This is a genomic window from Dyadobacter sp. HNCC25DJ186, from assembly GCF_056895235.1.
Genome location: NZ_JBXHAS010000007.1, coordinates 52,927 through 75,984 on the forward strand (window position 1 = coordinate 52,927; position 23,058 = coordinate 75,984).

Consider the following 23,058-nt stretch of genomic DNA (forward strand, 5'->3'; position numbering starts at 1 on the left):
GATAACATTAAAAAGGCCCACATATGCATGAATTTGCACTGCGGGCCGAATCAATATTTTAAACTGTCAGCGATTATTTAGAGAATAAGATCAAGGTTTTCTCCGCTTTGTTGCCAGATCGTGCGCTGTGTCATAATACGATCTTAGATTCATCCAGTCGAAAACATCTGAGATATTTTCAACACGGTTTCGTTGCATGATACGATCACGGCGCTGCATTTTAACAAATTTGAAAAGAATATCAGCCATTTGGTCTGCTGCCTGGGCATAAGTCTGTGACTTGCGGTTGATCACATAAATCCCACGATTTTCATAATCGCGCATAATCTGCATAATATAATCGCCGAACCCGGACAAATCACTCGTAACCGTTGGAACTCCGCGCACTACACATTCCAATGGAGTATAACCCCATGGCTCATAATAACTTGGGAAAACGCCAAGGTGGCATCCACGAACAAACTGACCATAATCTAACCCAAACAGTGGATTAGTTGATGAGATAAAATCCGGGTGATAAACGATTTTAACGCGGTCGCGCTCGTTATTGACAAGATTTGCTTTTTTACAGAAATCGGTGATACCGTCTTCTGCCTTCAAATCGTGTGTAACAAAGGCAGGTAATTTATCTGTTTTCCAAGTTTGAATCGTGCGTCGTAAGCGAAGACGCCAGTATTCGTCGACGAAATTATTTAAATCCGGCATTTTGTGATCTGCGCCGGAAGCTGCTGCAAGAAATAGTTTTTCTCCAACTTCCTTTTCAATCGCTGTACACGTTTCCTGCAACTCATTCAAAACGGCCCGTGACTGAAGCACATCCGGATTCACTGAATAGTACGGCTGTTTGGTAACGATAAACATCACAACAGTCATATCCATATTTGCCTGAACCATTTTCCAGTTCAGTCTTGCGAGCGCTTCGAGTGTTAAATCATAACCTTTGTTGCTGTACTCATAACGTCCGGACGTGAAGAAATATAACGTTTTGTCCAGATCAAAAGAATAACTCGGGAAAAAATGACCCAGCACAAACTCGTGAATACGCTCTTTGTATTTCAAATGGAGATTCTGGAATTCATGAACAGCCTGGAAACGGACAACGTTAAGTCCGTTAGGCGTTACAAGATCCGGCATTCTGCCCAGGAAAACTTCGCACTCTCGGGCAGTAACATCACTCACAGTTGTTAACACGTGTGCACCTAGCGCTGCTTGTCTTTCGATGGAAGCCTGGGTTAAGATACCGTAATTTTTAGCTTCCTGCTCCCAGTCAAAAAATGGAAGTTTGCTGTAAAATCCTTCAACATTTTGCGCAAGATAACGTCCAAGCATCGTCGCATGCGTTGTAAATGTTGTCGCTACTTTAACATTTTCTCTTTTCAGGTCAGGCAGCCCGCTGCTGGCCATCCACTCATGGAACTGTGCAGAAATATCCTCCCTTCGCGCATTTTCTTCTGCATACTCTTTAAGATAAATCCGTACCATTTCACCAAAACACAATGTTTGGTTAACCAACGGCTCAGCATTAATTGTAGAGATACGATTCTTTTCCCAGAGATTATATTTCACCAGATCCAGTTCATGCGCAATGCTTTCCAGGTCAAACAGAACGACACGGGGTTTTCCGGTTACCAGCCAAAAGCCATAATGAACAGAGTAGCCCATTTCACGCATTCTGCGGACAGTTCTCCCGACGTTGCAGTCGTCCAGATCCGTGATTTCTTCAAATTCAGCAGAAGCTTTTTTCTCAAAATATGGCCCTAGCAGGTAATAATTATCTTCCCACTTCTCGACCATCGCTGGCACTTTGGTTCTGATAACAGTGTAAATCCCACCGACCTGATTGCAAACCTCCCAGGCTATTTCAAAAAGGACGTTTTTTTTAGTTGTTTTTACAAATGGTTCCAATATGGGATATGGGTTAAAACGTTATAGCTGTACTAATAAAGGTAATTTTCTGAGGATTTGTCACAAAAAATCCTTGTAATTACACAATAAATATCCAGAAAAATAATTCACAATAACAATATAATGGACATGTTTATTTGCCGCTACGACAAATTAAGCAAGTTCTCGGCTAACTTTGGTCTAAAATACGTTACTTTGATCGGATTAACATTTTGCATGCGTTTAATAGTGAAAAAAATTCCAATTATTGCGTTTTCTTTATTGCTGACCATTATTTTGCTTCAGGGATGTAAGGCACAAAGCACAGATTTCGAGGCAATTTATCCGCCAAAACGGGAATTTAGAGCTGTCTGGATTGCCACAGTAGATAATATCGACTGGCCTAGCAGTAAAAATCTTGTGCCCGATGAGCAACGTAATGAGTTTTCTGCACTACTTGATTTTCACAAGCGGAACGGAATGAACGCAGTTTTTGTGCAGGTCAGGGCGGCTGGAGATGCGTTTTACGCGAAAAGTTCGGAGCCGTGGTCGGAGTGGTTAACGGGGCAGCAAGGCCGGAAACCAGAGCCGATGTGGGATCCTATGGAATTTATGATTAAGGAGTCGCATCGGCGCGGATTGGAATTCCATGCCTGGTTAAATTTGAACAGACTTGTTCATAAGTCTTCCAAAAGTGTTTCTTCTGAGAATATAAGCCGACTGCATCCTGATTGGATTTTGAGTTACGACGGATATAAATTATTTAATTTTGGTATCCCGGAAGTTCGCCAGTTCATTACTGAAATTGCCGTTAATGTTGCTAAAAACTACGATGTTGACGGAATCCATTTCGACGATTATTTCTACCCCTATGCTGTAGCCGGCCAGGTGATTTATGATGACGCTACATTCAGGCAGTATGGGCGCGGATTTACTAATAAAAATGATTGGCGCCGGAATAATGTGGATTTGCTTGTTAAACAAATCCATGATGCCTTGATGGAGGTTAATCCGAAAATTAAATTTGGGATCAGTCCTTGTGGTGTATGGAGAAATAAAGGTACAGATTCCGAAGGTTCCAAAACGTATGGCGCGCTTGCGTCTTATGATGATCTTTACGCTGATAGCAGGAAATGGGTTCGTGAAGGCTGGGTTGACTATATCGCTCCACAGGTATATTTTTCTTCGAAATTTGGAAAGGTACCTTACAAAAATCTTGTTGATTGGTGGACCGAAAACTGTTATGGACGTCACTTTTATGTTGGACTTGGCGCCTACCGGGTGGGTGGAAAAGAGAAAGATACGCAATGGGCGAATCCTAATGAACTGCCCAATCAGATAAGATATTCGAGGGAAAATGAAGCCGAAGGGACGATATTTTTCAGCTCTCGTTCTTTGAAAAATAATAATCTCGGCTTCGTAGATACATTAAGAAATAATCTGTTCCGTTATCCGGCGCTGGTGCCTACAATGTCCTGGAAAGATGCAGTGCCGCCGCTAACGCCTAAAAGCTTAAAAGCAACTTTGCTGAATAACGGACTTGAATTATTTTGGGAAAAGCCGGACCAGGCATCTGATGGAGAGACGGCTACATACTACGTGATTTATCGTTTTGCGCCTGATGAAAAGCCTTCCGCCCATGATCCCAGAAAGATAATAGGCATGGCCTTTGATGGTGAGAAATTTGTCGATATGACTATTCAAGTTGGGGAAAGATATGTTTATTACATCACCGCTGTTGATCGGCTGCACAATGAAGGCCGTCCTATTGGCCCTTTAAAAGTTGAAGTGCTTGACCAAAAATTACAGCGTTTTTAAATTAACAAAATTCAGCTGAGTTACAATTTCCCATATTTGAAGATTCAGAGGCAATCAATTTAGAAAGGTTTTTGTTATTTTAAACGATACAGCTTTCTAAAAAAATTATAGATAAACCGCATGAGTAACGACATCCAGTACAAATATCGTCCAGAATATCTTTCTATCTCAGCACCCAATAAATACAACTCCGAAACGCTTCGTACTGAGGAAATGGTGTTGAATATGGGGCCTCAACATCCGTCTACGCATGGAGTATTAAGGTTGGAAGTAGTGACGGATGGTGAAGTGGTAGTTGATGTAGTTCCGCATCTTGGTTATCTGCACCGCTGTTTTGAAAAACATGCAGAAGCTTTGCCTTTCAACCAGATTATTCCATACGTAGATCGTATGGATTATGTGGCGGCTATGAACTCTGAACATGCCTATGTCATGGGTGTTGAGAGAATGCTGGGTATTGAAAATGACATTCCTAAAAGAATTGAATATATCCGGGTGGTTGTAGCAGAATTAAACAGGCTTGCTTCTCACTTTGTTGCATTAGGAACCTATGCCATGGATATTGGTGCTTACACGCCTTTTTTATGGATGATGCGTGATCGTGAACAGATCTTGCGTCTTTTAGAATGGGTTAGCGGAGCAAGAATGCTCTATAATTATATCTGGATAGGCGGTTTGTTTTATGATCTTCCGGTCGGTTTTGAAGAGCGGTGTGCAGAATTCGTAAAATACCTGAAACCTAAACTTATTGAGCTCCAGCAGCTCGTTGTCGATAATAAAATTTTTATTCAAAGGACGGCAAATGTTGGCGTCCTTCCGTTGCCAGTGGCCATAAACTATGGCTGCACAGGCCCAATGATGCGTGGCTCTGGTCTGCGCTACGATCTTCGTCGTGTTGATGGATATTCAGTATATCCCGAGCTCGATTTTGATATACCTATCGGAGAGGGGAAAATGGGAACTGTCGGCGATTGTTGGGATCGTACCTGGGTACGAGTTGTTGAGTGCTGGGAATCAGTGAAAATTATTGAACAAAGTCTCGATCAGTTGCAAGGAGATCATAAGCGGACACCTTCATTTGATCCGCAGGCTGTTGTTCCAAAAAAGATCCGTCCAAAAGCAATGGATTTTTATACACGTGGAGAAAGTCCGAAAGGAGAATTAGGATTTTTCTTCCGAACTGATGGTCGGTCGGATATTCCGGTACGATGCAAAGCCCGCTCCTGTTGTTTCCACAATTTATCTGTAATTGGAGAAATGTCAAAAGGAGCTTTGTTGGCAGATCTGGTTGCGATTATTGGTTCAATTGATGTAATAATGGGTGAGGTTGATCGTTGATTTTTTAGAAAAAAAGTTGCTTCTTTGGAGTCTCGTGTTTATAGAAAAATTCGCGATAGGTTTTTTTGAAGACCCGGCTCCTATGGAGCGAATAATCTGACAATAATTTGGGTTGCTAATTTTAATACCTATTAGTTATAAGAAAAGAGTGACCATCCGGCCACTCTTTTCTCGTTTATAACTTATTTGAAAAACCTTAAACTTCCTGTGCAACACCAACCAACTCGTGTTTTGCAAGAAATTCAGCGATCTGAACTGTGTTTGTCGCTGCACCTTTACGAAGGTTATCAGCAACAATCCATAAGTTCAAAGTTTTTGGCTGAGATTCATCACGACGGATACGTCCAACAAAAGTTTCGTCTTTTCCATGTGCAGTCAATGGCATTGGATAAAGGAAATTTTTCGGATCATCCTGAATGATTACGCCTTCCGCTTCGCTCAAAATCTGGCGAACTTCTTCCAGATCAAATTCATTTTCAAATTCAATATTAACAGCTTCCGAGTGACCACCGATTGTAGGAATACGAACTGTTGTTGCTGTTACAGCAATACTCTCGTCGCCCATAATTTTCTTCGTCTCATTCGTCATCTTCATTTCCTCTTTGGTATAACCATTGTCAAGGAAAACGTCAATATGCGGCAATACATTTAAGTCAATCGGATGAGGATAAACTTTTGAAACATTGCTATCTCCCGAACGTTCCGCAAAAAGCTGATCAACAGCCGCTTTCCCAGTACCCGTTACGGACTGATATGTTGAAACAACAACACGTTTGATTTTATATTTTTGATGTAACGGATTCAAAACCACCACCATCTGAATGGTTGAGCAGTTTGGATTCGCTATGATTTTATCTTCTTTGGTCAACGTTATCGCATTGATTTCTGGGACTACGAGTTTTTTCGTAGGGTCCATTCGCCATGCAGAGGAATTGTCGATAACGGTAATTCCAGCCGCGGCAAATCTTGGCGCCAGTTCCAGAGAAGTACTGCCACCAGCCGAGAATATCGCAATTTCAGGTTTAGCTGCAATGGCATCCTCAAATCCGATTACCTTAATCTGTTTACCCTTGAATGTAACTTCCTTACCAACAGATCTTTCAGAAGCAACGGCCAATAATTCCGTCACAGGGAAATTACGCTCTTCGAGCACTTTGAGGATTTCGCCGCCTACCAGACCGGTAGCGCCTACTACTGCGATTTTCATTCTAAAACCAGGATTAATGTGATTTGTAAAATTGTTGTGACTCAACATATTCCGGTAAAATCTGCCGGATTTGAAAAGTGGTGCAAATTTACGAGGATTTTAATAACAAATTGCGTTTTTATTGTATAAATGCGTTGGATGATAAATTTGAGAATTTCAATTTGTTGGAAAATTAACTTGATTATTCCATAATTCATATGTCACCCCGTTGGGGTTTTAGAGGATTTGAGTTCGTAATTTTTCTATAATACTGCCATCCCTTCGGGATTATGTAGTGGCGAATTTTTCGAAAAGCGATTCATTTCAAAAATCGATTTTAAATGGATATGAAAATCAACATAGGCTATAAAGAGATTTTAAAAAATATTATGAAAACACTGCCTTCCAATTCGCAATCCCGAAGGGATGATATTATTGTAGAGATAAATTAAACAGGTTCAACCTAACCCGGAACAGGTGACATCACCTTAGCCAAATTTGATTTCTTCATCCGGTTTTCCCGAAAATTATAGTTGGAATTTGAAAAACATATTACGAATGCACTTTGCTCCAATCCACAATCCCGAAGGGATGATATTATTGTAGAGGCAAATTAAAGACGTTCAACCCAACGCGGAACGGGTGACATAACCGTAGCCAAATTTGATTTCTTCTCCGGTTTTCCCGAAAATTATAGTTGGAATTTGAAAAACATTTTACGAATGCACTTTGGTCCAATCCACAATCCCGAAGGGATGACATTATTGTAGAGGCAAATTAAAGACGTTCAACCCAACGCGGAACGGGTGACATAACCGTAGCCAAATTTGATTTCTTCATCCGGTTTTCCCGAAAATTATAGTTGGAATTTGAAAAATATATTACGAACGAACTTTGCTCCAATCCACAATCCCGAAGGGATGACATTATTATAGAAGCTCATTATTCACGACTTTCCCAACCCGGAACGGGTGACATAACACTGGCATAATCTTAATTATTGCAGACCAATCCCTGGCAACATTCATTAAGCCTCTAAAATTCGACAACCCCAAAAGGCGTAATACAATAATTCATTGCCACATCAAATGAATCTACGTCATCAATTTCGTCCACTGGATCAAAAAACGATAAACCAATTTTAATAACATCAGGTCTGCATTGAACCAAAAATCTGTCATAATAACCTCCACCATAACCAACCCGAAATCCTTTTTTGTCAAAAGCCAGAAGTGGAATTAGCACAGCATCAATTATCTGAGGGTCGATTTTTAAAGAAAATTCAGGGTCCGGTTCCGGAATTTCCCATTGATTACTGATAAGTATCGTTTCCGGTGTTAGCAGATAATGCTCCATTTTTCTGGTACCGGGAATGGTTCTTGGGGAAATGATTTTTAACTGGTCGAAATTGCGAAGGAAGGAAATGATTCGCCAGGTATCAATTTCAGTTTTACCAAGTTGGGGAAGAAATATATGAATTGTTTTTATTCTGCTTATTTCAAAAAAACATTTGATGTTTTCCAGAATCGCCTCGTTTTTTTCTTCAATTTCCTTTGCAGAAAGTTCCTTCCTCTTTTGTAAAAACTCAGAACGCAGAAGGAATTTATTCATAACTCGGAGCAGAAATTAATGGTCTGGGATATTATTAGGCGTCAATATTAAAAAAATTATCCGGCGATCGTTTACATTTTCTAAGAAACCGGGTAGATCAGGTTTATTGCCGCTTTTTATAGGGCGATAATAGCTTTAGCGCGGTGTAAAATTTGAAAAAATGAATTATAAATTCAAACTTACTTAGTGTTCTGTTTCGCCTTTTCAGTCTATAATTGTACTTTCACCGTCGCATTTCAATATCTTTAACTTTCGAATAGTAAATAATAATCATGAGCAAAATTAAAGTTGCAAATCCCGTAGTAGAATTGGACGGAGATGAGATGACTCGTATCATCTGGAAGTTTATCAAAGAAAAACTTATTTTACCATACCTTGACGTAGATATTAAATACTACGATTTAGGTGTTGAATATCGCGATGAAACCAACGATCAGGTTACGATCGACGCTGCTAATGCGATTAAAGAATATGGTGTAGGTATCAAATGTGCTACCATTACGCCTGACGAAGATCGCGTAACGGAGTTCAATCTGAAACAAATGTGGAAATCTCCAAACGGAACGATCCGTAACATTTTGGATGGAACTGTTTTCCGTGAACCTATCGTAATGAGCAATGTGCCTCGTTTGGTAACAAACTGGACTGCTCCTATCATCGTTGGTCGCCACGCTTTTGGTGATCAATACAAAGCAACAGATTTCGTTGTACCCGGAAAAGGAAAACTTACCGTTAAGTTTGAAGGCGAAGACGGAAAAGTGATTGAACACGAAGTGTATCAATTTCAGGGACCAGGTGTTGCAATGGCGATGTATAACGTGGACGAGTCGATCCGTGGTTTTGCGCGTTCTTGCTTCAATGTAGCAATGGGCAAAGGATGGCCTTTATACCTTTCTACAAAAAACACCATTTTGAAAAAATATGATGGTCGTTTCAAAGATATTTTCCAGGAAGTTTACGATGCTGAATTTGCAGGAAAAGTACATTACGAGCACCGTTTGATCGATGATATGGTTGCTTCTGCACTTAAATGGGAAGGTAACTTTGTTTGGGCTTGTAAAAACTATGATGGTGACGTTCAGTCGGATACAGTTGCACAAGGATTCGGTTCGCTCGGTTTGATGACTTCTGTTTTGTTGACTCCGGATGGAAAAACATTGGAAGCTGAGGCTGCACACGGAACTGTGACACGTCATTACCGCGAGCATCAAAAAGGAAGACCAACTTCTACCAACCCAATCGCGTCAATTTTTGCCTGGACACGTGGACTTGAATTCCGTGGAAAACAAGATGGCAACCAGGAGCTTATCGATTTCTGCCAGACTTTGGAAAGAGTTTGCATCGAAACGGTTGAAAGCGGAAAAATGACAAAAGATTTGGCTGTTTGTATTCACGGAAATAAGGTGAATCACGGAGAGCATTATCTATATACAGAGGAATTCCTTGAAGCAATTAACGACAATTTGCAAGCTGCGTTAGCTTAATATAATTGAGGTAAACACTTTTATAGCCGTCAGTTCTTCTTAGAGCTGGCGGCTTTTTTTGTTGATTAATTTTCAAAACGGGGTTATTTTTCAGACTTAGAAAAAACTTAGAACTCTTATTTTCTGGTACAGAATTTGTATTTTAAACTACATTTGGACTCACCTCATCCGACTTATAAACTTGTACAAAGCCGTTCCATTTATTTTTTTCTTTACGGTCTTCAACGCCTTTTGCTTGAATATTCAGGCGCAGGTAGTCATTCCGGCACAGTCTTCCTTGCGTGTGGAAACGAGTGTTATGCCGGACAGTTCCGGCGTTCTAGACAAGGTTGAGGATAAAGATATCATGGACATACTTGGTCAGCTGAAACGGAAAAGTAAAACAGAGTTGATGGAGGCCCGGGACAGAAAGCCACAAAAAGTACAGTATTCTATAGTACCAGCGATCGGATATACGCTTTCGACGGGTTTTGTAGGTTTGTTAAGTGCCAATGCTGCGTTCTATGTAAGCGATTCCGCAACAACAAATATTTCCAGCGTCAGTACCAGTTTTAATTACTCGCAGTATAATCAGATTACAATACCTATTCAGGCAAATATCTGGACCAGGGATAATGCATATAATGTGATTACAGAGTGGCGCTACTTCAAATATCCTCAGGACACGTATGGTTTGGGAGGTCAAAGTCTGTTGGAAAATGCTGATCGAATAGATTATTCTCATATCCGGTTGCACCAAACGGTATTGAGAAATATTACGGGTGCTTTTTATTTAGGCCTTGGCTATCATCTTGATTATCGCTGGAAAATTAAACAGGAAGGAATCAATAAAGATGTTTCTGCTTACGGTTTGCCCTCAAAATCTGTTTCGTCGGGCGTCGTTGCCAATGTTTTATATGACAGTCGAAAAAATTCAATCAATCCAATAGGCGGAGTGTACGCCAATGCTCGTTATAGAAATAATTTGAAGGTACTAGGCAGCGATACACATTGGGAGTCACTCGTTCTGGAATTTCGAAAATATGTGAACTTCCCAAAAGGCAGCAGAAATACGTTGGCATTCTGGGATTTTAACTGGCTGACGCTATCGGGAAAACCGCCGTATCTGGATCTGCCCAGTACCAGTTGGGATCCTTCAAATAATACAGGCCGTGGATATATTCAGGGAAGGTTCAGAAGTCCGAATATGCTGTATTTTGAGTCCGAGTATCGGTTCGCAATAACGCAGAATGGATTATTGGGTGGTGTCGTTTTTGGTAATGCGCAAAGTTTCTCAAACTGGCCGGCCCAAAAATTCAACAAAATAGCACCCGGTGCAGGTATGGGTATCCGAATAAAAATAAATAAAACTTCAAGAACGAATATTGCTGTGGATTACGGTTTTGGAGTAAAAGGTTCGAGAGGATTGTTTGTAAATTTGGGAGAGGTTTTCTGAGAAAAATGTGTTAAAGATCTGTCCATTGAACAGAAAATATATCCAGCAAACAGTACTTGATTTAATATGATCGCTTCTATTGAAATTCAGAATTATCGTAATCTTAAAAACATCAACATTGATTTGACAGGACAGTTAAATCTTATTACCGGAAAGAATAATACCGGAAAAACCAATTTCCTCGAATCGATTTTTTTCTACGCATCACAGAAGGAAATTCATTTGGGAGAGCGGATTATTATCAATGATCAGGCAACAGATTTGCTTCCGGACGACGAAATTCTGAGCCCTCAGAATGTTAAATTTATAAGGGCTCATTCAAGTATTCAGAGTCTGCTTCATGAAAATTCTTTTGACTGTTTTACCAATTTAATTACTGAGAAGGCTGTTAAATTTTTAAAGAGAATTGATGACCGAATTTCAGAAGTTGACTTTCTCGCTGATAATCTTCGTAACCCGATTGCAACTTTTAAGGATGGGAAAACGGTCGCGTTGTTACGCATGGGGAGTGGCGTTCATAGAATTCTGACAATTCTGCTGGCATTAAGCACTTCGAAAAATGGCATCGTTCTGATTGATGAAATTGAAAACGGTTTTCACTACGGTGTCGAAGAAGAACTTTGGGCGCTTATCTCAGCCATTGCAAAGGATCAGAATATTCAGGTATTTGCTGCCACGCACAGCATCGATACGATCAGAGCTTTTGGGGAAATAATTAATGACGAAAAGGAGGCCAAAGTACCAGGCTTGCTGATTAAATTCGAAAATATTGAAGGTATCATTGAACCATTGACTTTTGATCCAGAAGAGTTAAAAGTTATCGTGGATAATTCAATTGAGGTTAGGAAATAAATTATTGATTATCATCAAATTAAGTTGATTGTTGGTGCTGAGTTCATATCATCTGGAAATAGATTTTCTCAGGCATATATTCTTTTTTTTCTTTAAGACCTCCTATTTCTTCAACTCTTCCAAAAAAGCAGTAACTTTGCGGGCAATTTGTTGATGCAGGTCACAACTTATTCAGTTTCAGTGACCAAATCTTCAAGCCCTATATTTTCATTTAACTTAATTTTTGTTGCAATGTCCGCAGTAGCAGAGCAAACCCAGGTGCTGGCCGACCGTATCAACGCCCTCGAAGAATCTTCGACGTTGGCGATGACGAAAATGGCCCGTGAATTGGCTGCCCAAGGCCACAAAGTGATTAGTCTGAGCGTGGGAGAGCCAGACTTCAAAACGCCCGCATTTATCTGTGAGGCTGCCAAGAAGGCAATTGATGATGGATTTCATGGATATTCGCCGGTAGCAGGTTACCCTGACTTACGAAAGGCGATTGCTGATAAGCTTAAGCGCGACAATAATATAGATTGGAAACCTGAAAATATCGTGGTTTCTACAGGAGCAAAACACTCTCTTGCCAATGTGATCCAGGTTTTGGTAAATCCAGGTGATGAGGTACTTATCTTTGCTCCTTACTGGGTTAGTTACTCCGAAATGGTGAAACTGGCAGAAGGAAAATCGGTGATCGTGGAAGGTGCTTTTGAAAACGGTTTCAAAGTAACGGCTGCACAATTGGAAGCAGCGATCACACCTCGTACAAAAGTGGTGATGTATGCCTCTCCAAATAACCCGACCGGTGCTGTGTATTCAGAAGCTGAGTTGAGAGAAATTGGCGCTGTTTTGGAAAAACATGAAGGAGTTTATGTTTTAGCTGACGAAATCTACGAATATATCAACTTTACGGAAGAAGGACATTTCAGCATGGGATCAATTCCTGCTCTGAAAGACCGCGTGATTACCGTGAACGGCGTAGCAAAAGGATTCGCTATGACAGGATGGAGAATCGGGTTTATCGGTGCTGCAAAGTGGATCGCTGATGGTGTTGAAAAATTACAGGGACAAGTTACTTCCGGTACCAATTCAATCGCTCAAAAAGCGGCTACGGCTGCATTCAACGGGCCTTTGGATACTACAAGAGAAATGACAAAAGCATATGCCCGTCGTCGTGACCTTGTTGTTGGTTTGCTGAAAGAAATTCCTGGTTTCAAAGTAAATGTTCCGGACGGAGCATTTTACGCATTTCCTGATGTAAGTTATTATTTCGGCAAATCGGACGGGACAAATCTGATCAAAGATTCGGATGATTTCTGTAACTGGTTGCTGAATAATTCTTACGTTTCTACCGTTGCTGGTTCAGGTTTTGGTGCACCAAATTGTATCCGGATTTCAACTGCGGCGTCTGACGAATCATTAGCAGAAGCAGTACAAAGAATCAAAGATGCGGTTGCAACTTTGAAATAATATAGAATAAATTTATTGCCAGGCCTCATGGATCTTCAACACCATGAGGCTTTTTCTTTTGATAAGCGAATTACATTTAACCATTTATTGTTAGAGATAAAAAGCACCATAAACTCTGAAATATCAAAGGCCGACTGCTGATAGCCGAAAGCCGACCGCCAATTCACCATGAGCAAATATTATTTTTTAAAGGTTAAAGAAATAGAAAAGGAAACGGAAGATGCATCGACAATCCATTTTTGGCATCCTCTGAATGAAGTAGTTGCCTATCGTCCGGGACAATTTATTACGCTTCTTTTGCCGGATGGAGACAAAAAAGTACGGAGATCTTACTCCATGTCGAGCTCACCCTATACAGATGTTTCACTGGCGATCACGATTAAACGTGTTCCAGGTGGATTTGCCTCCAATTATTTACTGGATACAATCAAAGTAGATGACGTACTGGAAGCCATGGAACCCATGGGAATATTTTTTCCAAAACAGGAAGATGATCAAACCCGTCAGGTTGTTTTTATAGGTGCCGGAAGTGGAATTACGCCTTTATTCTCAATTGCCAAATCCATTTTGATGGTGGAGCAGGAAAGTGAAGTTGTACTAATCTACGGCAGCCGGACAGAATCGAGTATCATTTTTAAGGAAAAGATCAGACTTCTTCAGGAAAAATATAAGGAGCGTTTTAAAGTGATTTATACGCTTAGCCAGCCTGACGACAACTGGGAAGGCGAACGTGGCCGTTTGAATAAAAGCCATATTCTGAAAATCATGGAAGGTTTGCCGGATCTGAAAGTCAGTGAAGCGGAATATTTTCTATGCGGACCGGAAGATATGATGGAAGAAGCAAACCGTGCCTTGGCAATTCGAGGCGTTGCATTAAATAAAATCAGACAAGAGAGTTTTCTAACTGCCACTACGCCAAGTCATGGAGAAGTAACATTGGAAGAAACAGACGATTCCCCGAAAACGCACGAGATTACGCTATTTTATGAAGGAACGGAATATAAAGTTCCTGTAAAACCTTTCGAAACCGTTCTGGAAGCTGCAATGAATATGGATATCGATCTTCCCTATTCTTGCCAGGCGGGAATGTGCACGGCCTGTATGGGGCGTTGTGTGTCTGGAAAGGTGGCGTTGGATGAGGAAGATGCTTTATCAGAAGCTGAGTTAAAAGAGGGTTTTATTTTAACCTGCGTGGCCCATCCGATGAGTGATGATGTGGTGATTGAAGTGGAGTAATCCGATACAAAAGAACTTAATGATACAGTGCTATACAAAAGGATATTGACGCTCCTATTGTATAGCACTTACTTTTTTACGGACTAATACGGGTAACTTTGCATTTTATTTGAGAAACAAACATCTTCAAAGGAAATACTATGGAAATAGGAATTGATAGTTTCGCCGCCATGTTCAGTGGTGAAGCGGTTTCAACAATTGATGATGTGGATGCCATGGCTCAGTTACTGGAAAGAATAGAACACGCGGATCAGTGCGGTCTTGATGTATTCGGAATTGGCGAGCATCACCGGAAAGGATTTCTGGATTCTGCACCTTCGATGATACTCGCTGCTGCGGCTTCGCGGACGAAGAAAATTCGTTTGACAAGTGCGGTGACAGTATTGAGCGCTGCGGATCCGGTACGGGTTTTTCAAAATTTTGCGACACTGGATCTAATATCTCAGGGAAGAGCCGAAATGGTTGTAGGTCGTGGTTCTTTCACGGACGCATTTCCTTTGTTTGGATTGAACCTGCAAGATTACGACAAGTTGTTTTCGGAAAAACTGGATTTGCTGCTCAAAATCAGAGATAATGAATTTATAACCTGGTCTGGTAAATTTCGGCCTGCGTTGCAGAATCAGCCTGTTTATCCAAGACCATTACAGGAAAAAATACCGATCTGGTTAGGTGTGGGCGGTACGCCCGAATCTTTTATCCGTGCCGGTGCACTGGGTTTGCCTTTAATGGTAGCGGTTATTGGTGGCGAAACGCACCGTTTTCGTCCATTGGTTGATCTTTACAGGGAAGCAGGAAAAAGAGCAGGATTCAAACCTGAAGAACTACAAGTGGGTCTGCATTCGCTTGGTTACGTAGGTGATTCGACGGAAGAAGCGATCGAAGAATTTTTCCCGGGATATTCTGAATCATTCACAAAAATAGGAAAAGAACGTGGCTGGCCTCCAATGACGAGGGCCCGATTTGAATCTCAAATGGGACCGGAAGGGGCATTATTGGTAGGTGGACCAGAAGAAGTTGCAGAAAAAATACTTCGCCATAGTGAAGCACTTGGCGGAATATCGCGACTTACTTTTCAAATGGATAACGCTGGAATATCACATGAAAGACTAATGAAATCGATTGAAATTATTGGTCAGAAAGTTTCTCCTTTGGTTAATAAAAAATAGAAAATTGTTAAAAACAGACCGGCTTACTACATTAAGAGGCAATAGGCCGGTCTATCCTTTTTGTTATCTTTTAACCGGTGCAGGTGGTGCCGGCGGAGTTTTTGGAGAAGATGCCGGTGCAGCAGGCGCGGGAGGAGCTGCCATGACAGGTTTCATCTTCGCTTTCGGTGCTCTTGGAGGCCTCGGTGGCGTAGGATGCAAATCTTTAAGTCCCAAAGATGCCAATCCCATATCCGCTCCAATTTTATCTATTTTGCTACCCAAGTCTTCCATTTCTTTTTCCATCTCCCGATAGGGTTCTGTCGCTTTTTCTGCTTCCTTCAAATTGTTTGCAAGATCAGCGTTTAATTTGGTAACAACCAGTTCCTGCGCTTTGATCTGTTGTTCAAAATCAGCCAGTTGTTTTTCCAGATCTGCTTCATTTAATTTTGTTTTGGATTTACTATCCGGGTGTAAAAGAGCAGAACGTTTTTCCAGTAATCCCTGACGGATCTCATTCGCATTTTCTTTTTTCCAATCAATTTTTTCGCGGTCTCTGTCAAAATGTTCCATTTCAAACTGACGTTTTTCCATTTCAAGTTGAAGCTCGTGCATACGGCTCTGCAACGGCTCCATTTGTTTCTGTAGAACGGCCATTTTTTTATGGAATTCATTCATCTTATTTTTAAGAGAATCACTCATAAACAGAAGTTCCGATTCATCAAAATCTTCATTAATGTTTATATTGATGTTTTCATTGATCTCAGGTATTTCAATATCCGTTTCCGGTTCAACTTCCACAACCACTCCGTTTTCATCTCTTACTGAAACATTTCTGGATTGTCTCGAGGCAACCTGATGTGTTCTGGCTTTCGCTTTTTTCTTCTTTAAAGTATCTTGTCCAACAGCATAAACAGAAACGCCGATCAATGCTGCTATAAATAACATCGTAACCGGTAACCCGCCAAAAATTCTGGTCGACTTAGGAGCGACGCCCAATACGCGTTTAACACGTTGTAATAAAAGTGGTTTTTTAGATGCAAAAGCCATAGCCAATGAATGATTTGTTTTAAATTCAGCAATTCCAACCAATGCATGAGCTAGCGAAAGACGATCTCCACATGCTTCAATCGCTAGATCATCGCAGCAATGTTCACGCTCAACTCTCACGCGCTCGGACAACCACCAAAGTGCCGGATGAAAGAAGAAAACGACTTCCACAAAAGATTGCAGCATATTAACCAGATAATCGTGGCGGCGAATATGCGCCAGTTCATGTGCAAGAATGGCTTCAATCTGAGCCGTAGGAAAACCCAACAATAATCCGATTGGAATTAATACCACGGGCTGTAAGGTTCCGATGACCATCGGGGTCAAAATTTTCGAAGATTCTTTCAGTTCTATGGATTGATAAACTTTTAGTTTCGCTGTCAAAACACCAAATCTCGCTCTCCATTCCTTGTTCATAACCAGACGTGCATTATGACGAAGATATTCTGTGTAAATCCATCCTCCCAGAAATCTTACAATCAAAACAGCAGCTCCTATAAGCCAGCATATAACAAGTTCCTGAATATGTGCTGTCAGCCAAAGCTGAACTTTTGAGGTAAGCGAAAGTTCGTAGGTTAATGTTTTCCAGTCCGCTACATTGTGCGCAGTATTCTTAAATGCAGTGCTTAAAACTTTGGGAGTTGAATTATAGTAATAATAAAGAAATGTAACAATTGAAGAAATGACCTGAGCAGAAAGAGCCAGAATTCCTACATTGTAACGTATTGCAGCTGGACTTTTTCTGAACAAATGAAGAATAATACTGGTAATCAAAACCAGCAAAGCGCCTTGCCACAACGAATGAACCAGCATCCATCCAAAGGATGAAACCAGCGCGTCAGAGAATAAGTTGAAAAACGATTTCATGGCTATTTTTTGTTTTCAAGGTTGTTTAACAATTCACGAATTTCATCTAATTCTTCTTTCGACGTGGAATGATTTCCCAAAGCCTGCATGACTAAACGGGCAGCCGAACCACGGAATGTTGATTCAACAAAACGGCCCAAAAGATCCTGCTGTGTTTCTTCTTCGTCCAATAATGCTACATAAATGTGAGAGCGGCCGTTTTCAGTTCTGTACAAAACGCCTTTGTCATGCATAATCTGCATCAGTTTAAGCGTTGTTGTGTAACCTGTGTCTTTGGATGCGGAAAGGAAATCATGAACTTGTCTCACGGTAGAAGGGCCTTCTTTCCATAAGTAGTTCAGAATTTCCAATTCAGATTCTGTTGGTTTTATGATCATGGCTAATAAAATTTTATTAAATTGATTCTCAATTCGAAAGGTCAAATTGGCTATGTACGATTTAGTTCGTAGCAAATCTCTACGAAAATATTCGTATTTGCAAGAGCCTATTACGATTATTTTCGTACTTAGGTATTAATTTTTGGGTTTTTGAATCTAAATAACTGATTAACAGATATATAAAAAATGCCAGCAGGAATTTCCTACTGGCATTTTTTATTATTTTAACAAAAATTAAGATAGTCGAATATCTCAATTTCGATTGGTATAACTTCTAAACGTAAGTATTTAACATTACCGGCATCACCAGCATAAGAATATCTTCATTTTCTTCCTGATCAACCGGGATAATTAAACCAGCACGATTAGGTGCAGAAAGTTCGAACGTAATGGTTTTGCTTGACAAGTTTCCAAGTACTTCGATCAGGAATTTCGCGTTGAAACCGATTTCCATGGCATCACCATTGTACTCGCACATCAAACGTTCGTTCGCTTCATTAGAGTAATCAAGATCTTCCGCAGAAATCACAAGATCATTCAAAGACATTTTCAAACGAACCTGGTGTGTGGTACGGTTTGAATAAATGGAAATACGACGTAATGAGCTCAGAATTTCCATCCGGCCAATGGTCAATGTATTTGGATTATTTGTTGGAATTGCATTTTCGTAATCCGGGAAACGCTCATCAATCAAACGACAGATCATACGGATATTTCCAAAACTGAAAAATGCGTTGGAAGCAGTAAATTCGGCTTTCACAGGCACATCATCAGAAGGCAGACAAGACTTCAGCAAGTTTAAAGCCTTACGCTGAATGATCATAGACGTGTCAACATCTGATTTGATATCAGAACGACGGTAGCGCACCAAACGGTGACCATCCGTAGCTACAAATGTTGCATTTTCAACGCCCATCTGAACAAAAACCCCTGTCATAGCAGGACGAAGGTCATCTGTGCTGGTTGCAAACAATGTATTAGCGATTGCAGCTCCCAAAGCAGAAGAAGACAAATCAACAGATTGTCCGCGGTTTACAGACGGCGTTTTCGGGAAATCGATCGGATTTTCACCAGACAATTTATAACGACCGTTGTCAGAAATAATTTCTGTTCCGAAAGTTTCGCTGTTAACCTGAAGCGTAATTGGTTGTTCAGGAAGACCACGTAATGTATCCAGTAAAAGTTTTGCAGGAACCGCGATAGCGCCTTTTTCTGTGGATTCTACTTCGATTTCAGTAATCATAACCGTCTGCAAATCGGATGCAGTAACAGTCAGGCGATTACCTTCAAGGGAAAGTAGAAAGTTTTCTAATATAGGTACGATAGGGTTCGTTGAAACGACACCATTAATTGCAGACAGTTGCTTGAGCAGTACCGATGACGAAACGACAAACTTCATAATTCGTGACGGAAGTAGTTAATTAAAAAATTATAAAAAATCCAGGCAGATCTGAAAATCTGTCTGGTAGGGAACAAAAGTAAGAAAAAAAATGTACTCCGCCGACTTATTTGTCAGGCAAATTTGCGCTTGCGGATATAGTAACGGATCGCTCCGAAAATACCGAGAATCACCAGTGGCAAAAGAAGATTCAGGACCTGCCAGAATTTTTTGTCCTTATGCACCGCAATCTTATCCAGCGCACGAATGCTGATCTGTTTGCTGCGTGAATTGATGATCCCATTTTCATCCGTCATATAATCCAGGGCATGCATGACAAAATCTTTATTGCCAAAAACATTGGTTGAAGCACGGTCATAACCTAGTGGAAGCGGCGTGTTTCTGCGGTAATCAAAATCATTCACAACGACATCGCCGTCTGCGCAAATGATAATTTTCCCCTGCCCCGTCGCTTTAAAAGTCTTGGAACGCGGATCGTTTGGTAAAATTCTGTTTTCAAAAAGTGAATTAAACGAACCTTCTAAAAGAACAGCAGCCAGCATTATACCTCCTTTGTACTCAGAAGGATCAGGCTGTTGACGCGCTTCATTATAACCCACCAAAGCAGGCGTATTAACCAGATTTGTATAAGGCGAAGTCATCAAAAGTGGGATTTTCTGAATTCCTGGCGCACCTCCTACGGTATCAAGAGAACTTAAAAATCTGGAATAAACGGCATCCGTATTTCTTGTAATTGGACTTGGCCCAAAATTATTCAGCAACGGAAAAAACCGCCATGGAACGGCTTTGATCTCAGGTTTGTCGCCCATGTTTCCAACGTTCATTGGAATCGTTGCGCTGTTCAAATCCTTGACAAGATTGTTATTAATCCGCGCTCCCCATCGGAAAAACAGGTCATTCAGGTTTAAATCAAGCGGTTGTACATAATTTCCTTCCAGACTGACACTATCCACTTTGGCACCATCGACAAAGAAAAGTGCTTTGCCGCCGCCGATGACGTACTGATCCAGTTTGTATTTTTCTTCCTCAGAAAACGGAACATCCGGTTTTAAAATCATCAAAGCATCAAGTCCCTCATAAGTTTCCGGATCATTGACGACCATGAATACATCATAACTTTGCTGCATCGTCGCGATCAGATCGCTTAGTCGGGCCGGCGGAAGTTTTTGTGTATGATTTACAAGTAAGCCAACTTTCTTTTTTGCAGGATTATCAAGAACGCGAATCGCGGATGCCAGTTGAAATTCCACGTTTTCATAAGATTGATTCAATTGTTCTTCCGGAGAACTGCTTTTATTTCCTTTCAAAAGTTGAACAGGAATCGCAAGCGTATCTGCCTGAACGATCGCTCCCGGAAAAATCAGTTTTTCTGTACGTTTCCCATCTTCGTTCGCGAAAAGATTAGTGGGCGTTAATCCACGATCGACCAGATTCTGATATTGTTTTTTCCTTTCGTCTTCGCTAGCTGCATCAGAAGGATCTGAAAATTGGAAGGATAAGTGTCCGTTGGAATAGGTTTTAAATTCTTCAAGTGTTTCGCGGGTAGCACTTTCCAGGCGTTCGAAACCCGGTGGGAATTCACCGGAAAGATAGACGTTGACAATCACGTTTTTATCCAAATTGCTCAACAGCTGCTTGGTCGCGTCCGAAATGGTATATCGCTTATCTTCTGTTAAATCCCAGCGGAAAAAGAGTACAGAGGCCAGCCAGTTGAGTCCGGCCAGGATGATCAATACAAATAAGAACCTGAAAATTGTTTTTTTCATGAAGCAGTAACGCCCGTTTTTCAGCAAAAATATAAAAACTAAACGGAGTTATTGCGGCAGGAGGTTATTTCTTGTATTTACAGCTTTTATTATCAGCAGATCGGTAGTATGATTTGTAGTTGGAAGCTTTCGGATCCATACAGCCTTTCAGGTTCAGGATTTCTATATCTTTAAAATCAATCGGGTGACTTTCAGCCTGTAAAGCGATATAACCACTCGTTAGGGGCGTGCCATCTTTTTTGATCCATTCTTCGGCATTACTGAAATGTCCGGCTTTAAAATCGTGATCTTTTCCTACATAACCGCCACCGATTTTAGGTTTGGTAAAAGTGAAAACAACTTCGCCGTTGATGATATGATGAACAATAGAATCGCCCAGAACAATGGCCTCGGCAGAAACCCATTGATCGCCGTCATAAGTTTTGGAAGTAGAGTTAATACAATGTGCCTGATCAATTTTACCATTAACCTCAACGATGGTGCCCGGCGTACAAAGATTTCCAGTGGTGCGTTCTCCGGCATTCAGTCCGCCCAGATATTGCATTTCCAAAGAAACCGGGAAATCCTGGTCAAGTCCTAAACTCGCAGCAGATTGTGAATGTAACATGATGCCGCTATTACGAACATTCCAGGAAGCGCCGCCCGGAACCTGATTTCCTGTAAAGCGATATTTTAGGCGTAAACGGTAGTGCGAGTATGGTTTGTTGTAATAGATGTGCCCATATTCTGTGCTGAAAGTTTTATATTCCTTATAATTAACGCGGATCATGCCGTCTTCGACGATGAAGGTATTTTTATAATTGTCGTTGACTTTATGTCCTGCAATTTTAATATCCCAGTTTTTTAGATCCTTCCCGTTAAACAAGGATTGCCACTCTTCTTTGTCAGGATTATTTTGTGCGAAGGTGGTATAAGAAAGTAATAAAAGTATTGCAATGAGTTTACCGCGAAAAGTCATGTCTAAATCGATTTTTAGAGAAAAGGGATGGTAATAACTTTAATACTTATTTTCTTGCCACGAATACACGAATTTTCACTAATTGAGCACGAATATTATTTTTAGAGGATCCTATCTGATTTGATTTTGAACAGAATTAACACAACTCAAAAAGCCGAATTAGTCAGAAATGTATCATCCGTGAAAATTAGTGAAAATTCGTGCATTCGTGGCAGGAGAAAATCAGGGGCATTCAAAACCAAAATCTTTAATCTGTAGGAAAAAAGAGACATTTTCCAATGACCTTATTTTAATAAAATATCGAGGATATTTATTATAGTAACATTATCACTTTTCCTGCCACGAATACACGAATTTTCACTAATTGAGCAGTCATATTATTTTTAATGGATCTATCTATTTTGATTTTGAATAGAATTGACTCAATTAGAAGAATCGGATTATTCTGAGAAATTCTATCCGCAACATTAGTGAAAAATTCGTGCATTCGTGGCAAGAGAAAATCAGGGGCATTCAAAACCAAAATCTTTAATATGTAGGAAAAAAGAGACATTTTCCAATGGCCTTACTATAATAAAATATTGAGGATATTTATTATAGTAACATTATCACTTTTCCTGCCACGAATACACGAATTTTCACTAATTGAGCAGTAATATTATTTTTGACAAATCCCATTTTTTAATTTTGACTAGTTTAATGCAATTCGAATAATAGGATTGTTCTGAGATGTTTCATCCTTCAACATTAGTGAAAATTCGTGCATTCGTGGCAAGAGAAAATAAGAGGCGATTCAAAAAACCAATCTTTTATATTCAAGCTTTCCCCGGCCAAAGTTGACCAGAAGACCAAGTTTATTACCTGAAACTTTCAAGTAATTAATGGTTTGGGCGGTATGTTCATCTGTAAGCACAGAAACACATTTAACCTCCAAAATTATTTTTTCAAATACAACAAGATCAGCCCAAAATTTATGGGCTAACATGATTCCTTGAAAATATACAGGATATTCTTTTTCACGCAGATATGGAATTCTGTATCGCTTAAATAAAATTTCCAGAGCGTCCTTATATACAATCTCTGAAAATCCATGTCCAAGCTCATTATGAACTTCCATGCACCTACCTATGATTTCATAGGATTCTTCTTTATAAACAATGTTCATTTAGTGTGTGTTATATTAGCCAGGAATTTTAACTCCCG

Annotated in this window: 17 protein-coding genes; 8 read left to right on the forward strand and 9 right to left on the reverse strand. The window is 40.4% G+C overall.

The annotated features are described in order from the left end of the window. Nucleotides 1-90: 90 nt before the first annotated feature. Nucleotides 91-1,905: a glycosyltransferase gene (locus AC1XUO_RS20110; protein WP_483331566.1), complete on the reverse strand. Its 1,815-nt coding sequence runs from the start codon at nt 1,903-1,905 to the stop codon at nt 91-93. 228 nt (nt 1,906-2,133) lie between these two features. Between AC1XUO_RS20110 and AC1XUO_RS20115 the strand changes: the two genes are divergently transcribed. Beyond that, nucleotides 2,134-3,702 (forward strand): glycoside hydrolase family 10-like protein, encoded by a 1,569-nt coding sequence (locus AC1XUO_RS20115; RefSeq protein WP_483331567.1) that lies wholly within the window; start codon nt 2,134-2,136, stop codon nt 3,700-3,702. Nucleotides 3,703-3,822: 120 nt separating this feature from the next. Next, nucleotides 3,823-5,040, forward strand: coding sequence for an NADH-quinone oxidoreductase subunit D (locus AC1XUO_RS20120; protein ID WP_483331568.1), 1,218 nt, complete (start codon nt 3,823-3,825; stop codon nt 5,038-5,040). Nucleotides 5,041-5,236: 196 nt separating this feature from the next. Here AC1XUO_RS20120 and AC1XUO_RS20125 read toward each other — a convergent pair whose 3' ends face one another. Together AC1XUO_RS20125 and AC1XUO_RS20130 are read right to left on the reverse strand one after the other, a co-directional pair. After that, nucleotides 5,237-6,247, reverse strand: coding sequence for an aspartate-semialdehyde dehydrogenase (locus AC1XUO_RS20125; protein ID WP_483331569.1), 1,011 nt, complete (start codon nt 6,245-6,247; stop codon nt 5,237-5,239). A 1,014-nt stretch (nt 6,248-7,261) separates the two neighbouring features. Then, nucleotides 7,262-7,837, reverse strand: a complete 576-nt coding sequence (locus tag AC1XUO_RS20130; protein WP_483331570.1) for a 5-formyltetrahydrofolate cyclo-ligase — start codon at nt 7,835-7,837, stop codon at nt 7,262-7,264. 272 nt (nt 7,838-8,109) lie between these two features. Here AC1XUO_RS20130 and AC1XUO_RS20135 point away from each other — a divergent pair, with 272 nt between their 5' ends. From AC1XUO_RS20135 to AC1XUO_RS20160, 6 genes are all read left to right on the forward strand, one after another. Further along, nucleotides 8,110-9,321: an NADP-dependent isocitrate dehydrogenase gene (locus tag AC1XUO_RS20135; protein WP_090340717.1), complete on the forward strand. Its 1,212-nt coding sequence runs from the start codon at nt 8,110-8,112 to the stop codon at nt 9,319-9,321. A 235-nt stretch (nt 9,322-9,556) separates the two neighbouring features. Then, the gene (locus tag AC1XUO_RS20140; RefSeq protein ID WP_483331571.1) at nt 9,557-10,756 is read left to right on the forward strand and encodes a BamA/TamA family outer membrane protein; all 1,200 of its coding nucleotides are present in this window, start codon (nt 9,557-9,559) and stop codon (nt 10,754-10,756) included. A 66-nt stretch (nt 10,757-10,822) separates the two neighbouring features. Next, nucleotides 10,823-11,608, forward strand: coding sequence for an AAA family ATPase (locus tag AC1XUO_RS20145; protein WP_483331572.1), 786 nt, complete (start codon nt 10,823-10,825; stop codon nt 11,606-11,608). Between the two features lie 231 nt (nt 11,609-11,839). Continuing rightward, nucleotides 11,840-13,057, forward strand: coding sequence for a pyridoxal phosphate-dependent aminotransferase (locus tag AC1XUO_RS20150; protein ID WP_483331573.1), 1,218 nt, complete (start codon nt 11,840-11,842; stop codon nt 13,055-13,057). Nucleotides 13,058-13,225: 168 nt separating this feature from the next. Then, nucleotides 13,226-14,293 carry a 2Fe-2S iron-sulfur cluster-binding protein gene (locus tag AC1XUO_RS20155; RefSeq protein WP_483331574.1) on the forward strand — a complete coding sequence of 356 codons (1,068 nt, stop codon included), beginning with the start codon at nt 13,226-13,228 and terminating at the stop codon, nt 14,291-14,293. Between the two features lie 140 nt (nt 14,294-14,433). After that, the gene (locus tag AC1XUO_RS20160; RefSeq protein WP_483331575.1) at nt 14,434-15,459 is read left to right on the forward strand and encodes an LLM class flavin-dependent oxidoreductase; all 1,026 of its coding nucleotides are present in this window, start codon (nt 14,434-14,436) and stop codon (nt 15,457-15,459) included. Nucleotides 15,460-15,522: 63 nt separating this feature from the next. Here the strand turns inward: AC1XUO_RS20160 and AC1XUO_RS20165 are convergent, their stop codons facing one another. The 6 genes from AC1XUO_RS20165 to AC1XUO_RS20190 form a co-directional block, all read right to left on the reverse strand. Then, a complete protein-coding gene (locus AC1XUO_RS20165; protein ID WP_483331576.1) occupies nt 15,523-17,355 on the reverse strand; it encodes a M56 family metallopeptidase in 1,833 nt (610 codons plus the stop codon). Between the two features lie 2 nt (nt 17,356-17,357). After that, the gene (locus AC1XUO_RS20170) at nt 17,358-17,732 is read right to left on the reverse strand and encodes a BlaI/MecI/CopY family transcriptional regulator (protein WP_194124120.1); all 375 of its coding nucleotides are present in this window, start codon (nt 17,730-17,732) and stop codon (nt 17,358-17,360) included. A 274-nt stretch (nt 17,733-18,006) separates the two neighbouring features. Continuing rightward, the gene (gene dnaN / locus AC1XUO_RS20175; protein WP_090340695.1) at nt 18,007-19,131 is read right to left on the reverse strand and encodes a DNA polymerase III subunit beta; all 1,125 of its coding nucleotides are present in this window, start codon (nt 19,129-19,131) and stop codon (nt 18,007-18,009) included. A gap of 113 nt (nt 19,132-19,244) precedes the next feature. Continuing rightward, complete coding sequence (gldG, locus tag AC1XUO_RS20180; protein ID WP_483331577.1) at nt 19,245-20,897, reverse strand: gliding motility-associated ABC transporter substrate-binding protein GldG; 1,653 nt, start codon at nt 20,895-20,897, stop codon at nt 19,245-19,247. A gap of 64 nt (nt 20,898-20,961) precedes the next feature. After that, the gene (locus tag AC1XUO_RS20185; protein WP_483331578.1) at nt 20,962-21,855 is read right to left on the reverse strand and encodes a 3-keto-disaccharide hydrolase; all 894 of its coding nucleotides are present in this window, start codon (nt 21,853-21,855) and stop codon (nt 20,962-20,964) included. Between the two features lie 793 nt (nt 21,856-22,648). Then, on the reverse strand, nt 22,649-23,020 hold the full coding sequence (locus tag AC1XUO_RS20190) for a GxxExxY protein (protein WP_483331579.1): 372 nt from the start codon (nt 23,018-23,020) through the stop codon (nt 22,649-22,651). Nucleotides 23,021-23,058 lie beyond the last annotated feature (38 nt).

Coding starts and splice junctions, on each gene's coding strand:
- AC1XUO_RS20120 (WP_483331568.1), top strand. CDS start 3,823: ATGAGTAACGACATCCAGTACAAATATCGTCCAGAATATCTTTCTATC.
- AC1XUO_RS20125 (WP_483331569.1), bottom strand. CDS start 6,247: ATGAAAATCGCAGTAGTAGGCGCTACCGGTCTGGTAGGCGGCGAAATC.
- AC1XUO_RS20130 (WP_483331570.1), bottom strand. CDS start 7,837: ATGAATAAATTCCTTCTGCGTTCTGAGTTTTTACAAAAGAGGAAGGAA.
- AC1XUO_RS20135 (WP_090340717.1), top strand. CDS start 8,110: ATGAGCAAAATTAAAGTTGCAAATCCCGTAGTAGAATTGGACGGAGAT.
- AC1XUO_RS20145 (WP_483331572.1), top strand. CDS start 10,823: ATGATCGCTTCTATTGAAATTCAGAATTATCGTAATCTTAAAAACATC.
- AC1XUO_RS20150 (WP_483331573.1), top strand. CDS start 11,840: ATGTCCGCAGTAGCAGAGCAAACCCAGGTGCTGGCCGACCGTATCAAC.
- AC1XUO_RS20155 (WP_483331574.1), top strand. CDS start 13,226: ATGAGCAAATATTATTTTTTAAAGGTTAAAGAAATAGAAAAGGAAACG.
- AC1XUO_RS20160 (WP_483331575.1), top strand. CDS start 14,434: ATGGAAATAGGAATTGATAGTTTCGCCGCCATGTTCAGTGGTGAAGCG.
- AC1XUO_RS20165 (WP_483331576.1), bottom strand. CDS start 17,355: ATGAAATCGTTTTTCAACTTATTCTCTGACGCGCTGGTTTCATCCTTT.
- AC1XUO_RS20170 (WP_194124120.1), bottom strand. CDS start 17,732: ATGATCATAAAACCAACAGAATCTGAATTGGAAATTCTGAACTACTTA.
- dnaN (WP_090340695.1), bottom strand. CDS start 19,131: ATGAAGTTTGTCGTTTCGTCATCGGTACTGCTCAAGCAACTGTCTGCA.
- gldG (WP_483331577.1), bottom strand. CDS start 20,897: ATGAAAAAAACAATTTTCAGGTTCTTATTTGTATTGATCATCCTGGCC.
- AC1XUO_RS20185 (WP_483331578.1), bottom strand. CDS start 21,855: ATGACTTTTCGCGGTAAACTCATTGCAATACTTTTATTACTTTCTTAT.
- AC1XUO_RS20190 (WP_483331579.1), bottom strand. CDS start 23,020: ATGAACATTGTTTATAAAGAAGAATCCTATGAAATCATAGGTAGGTGC.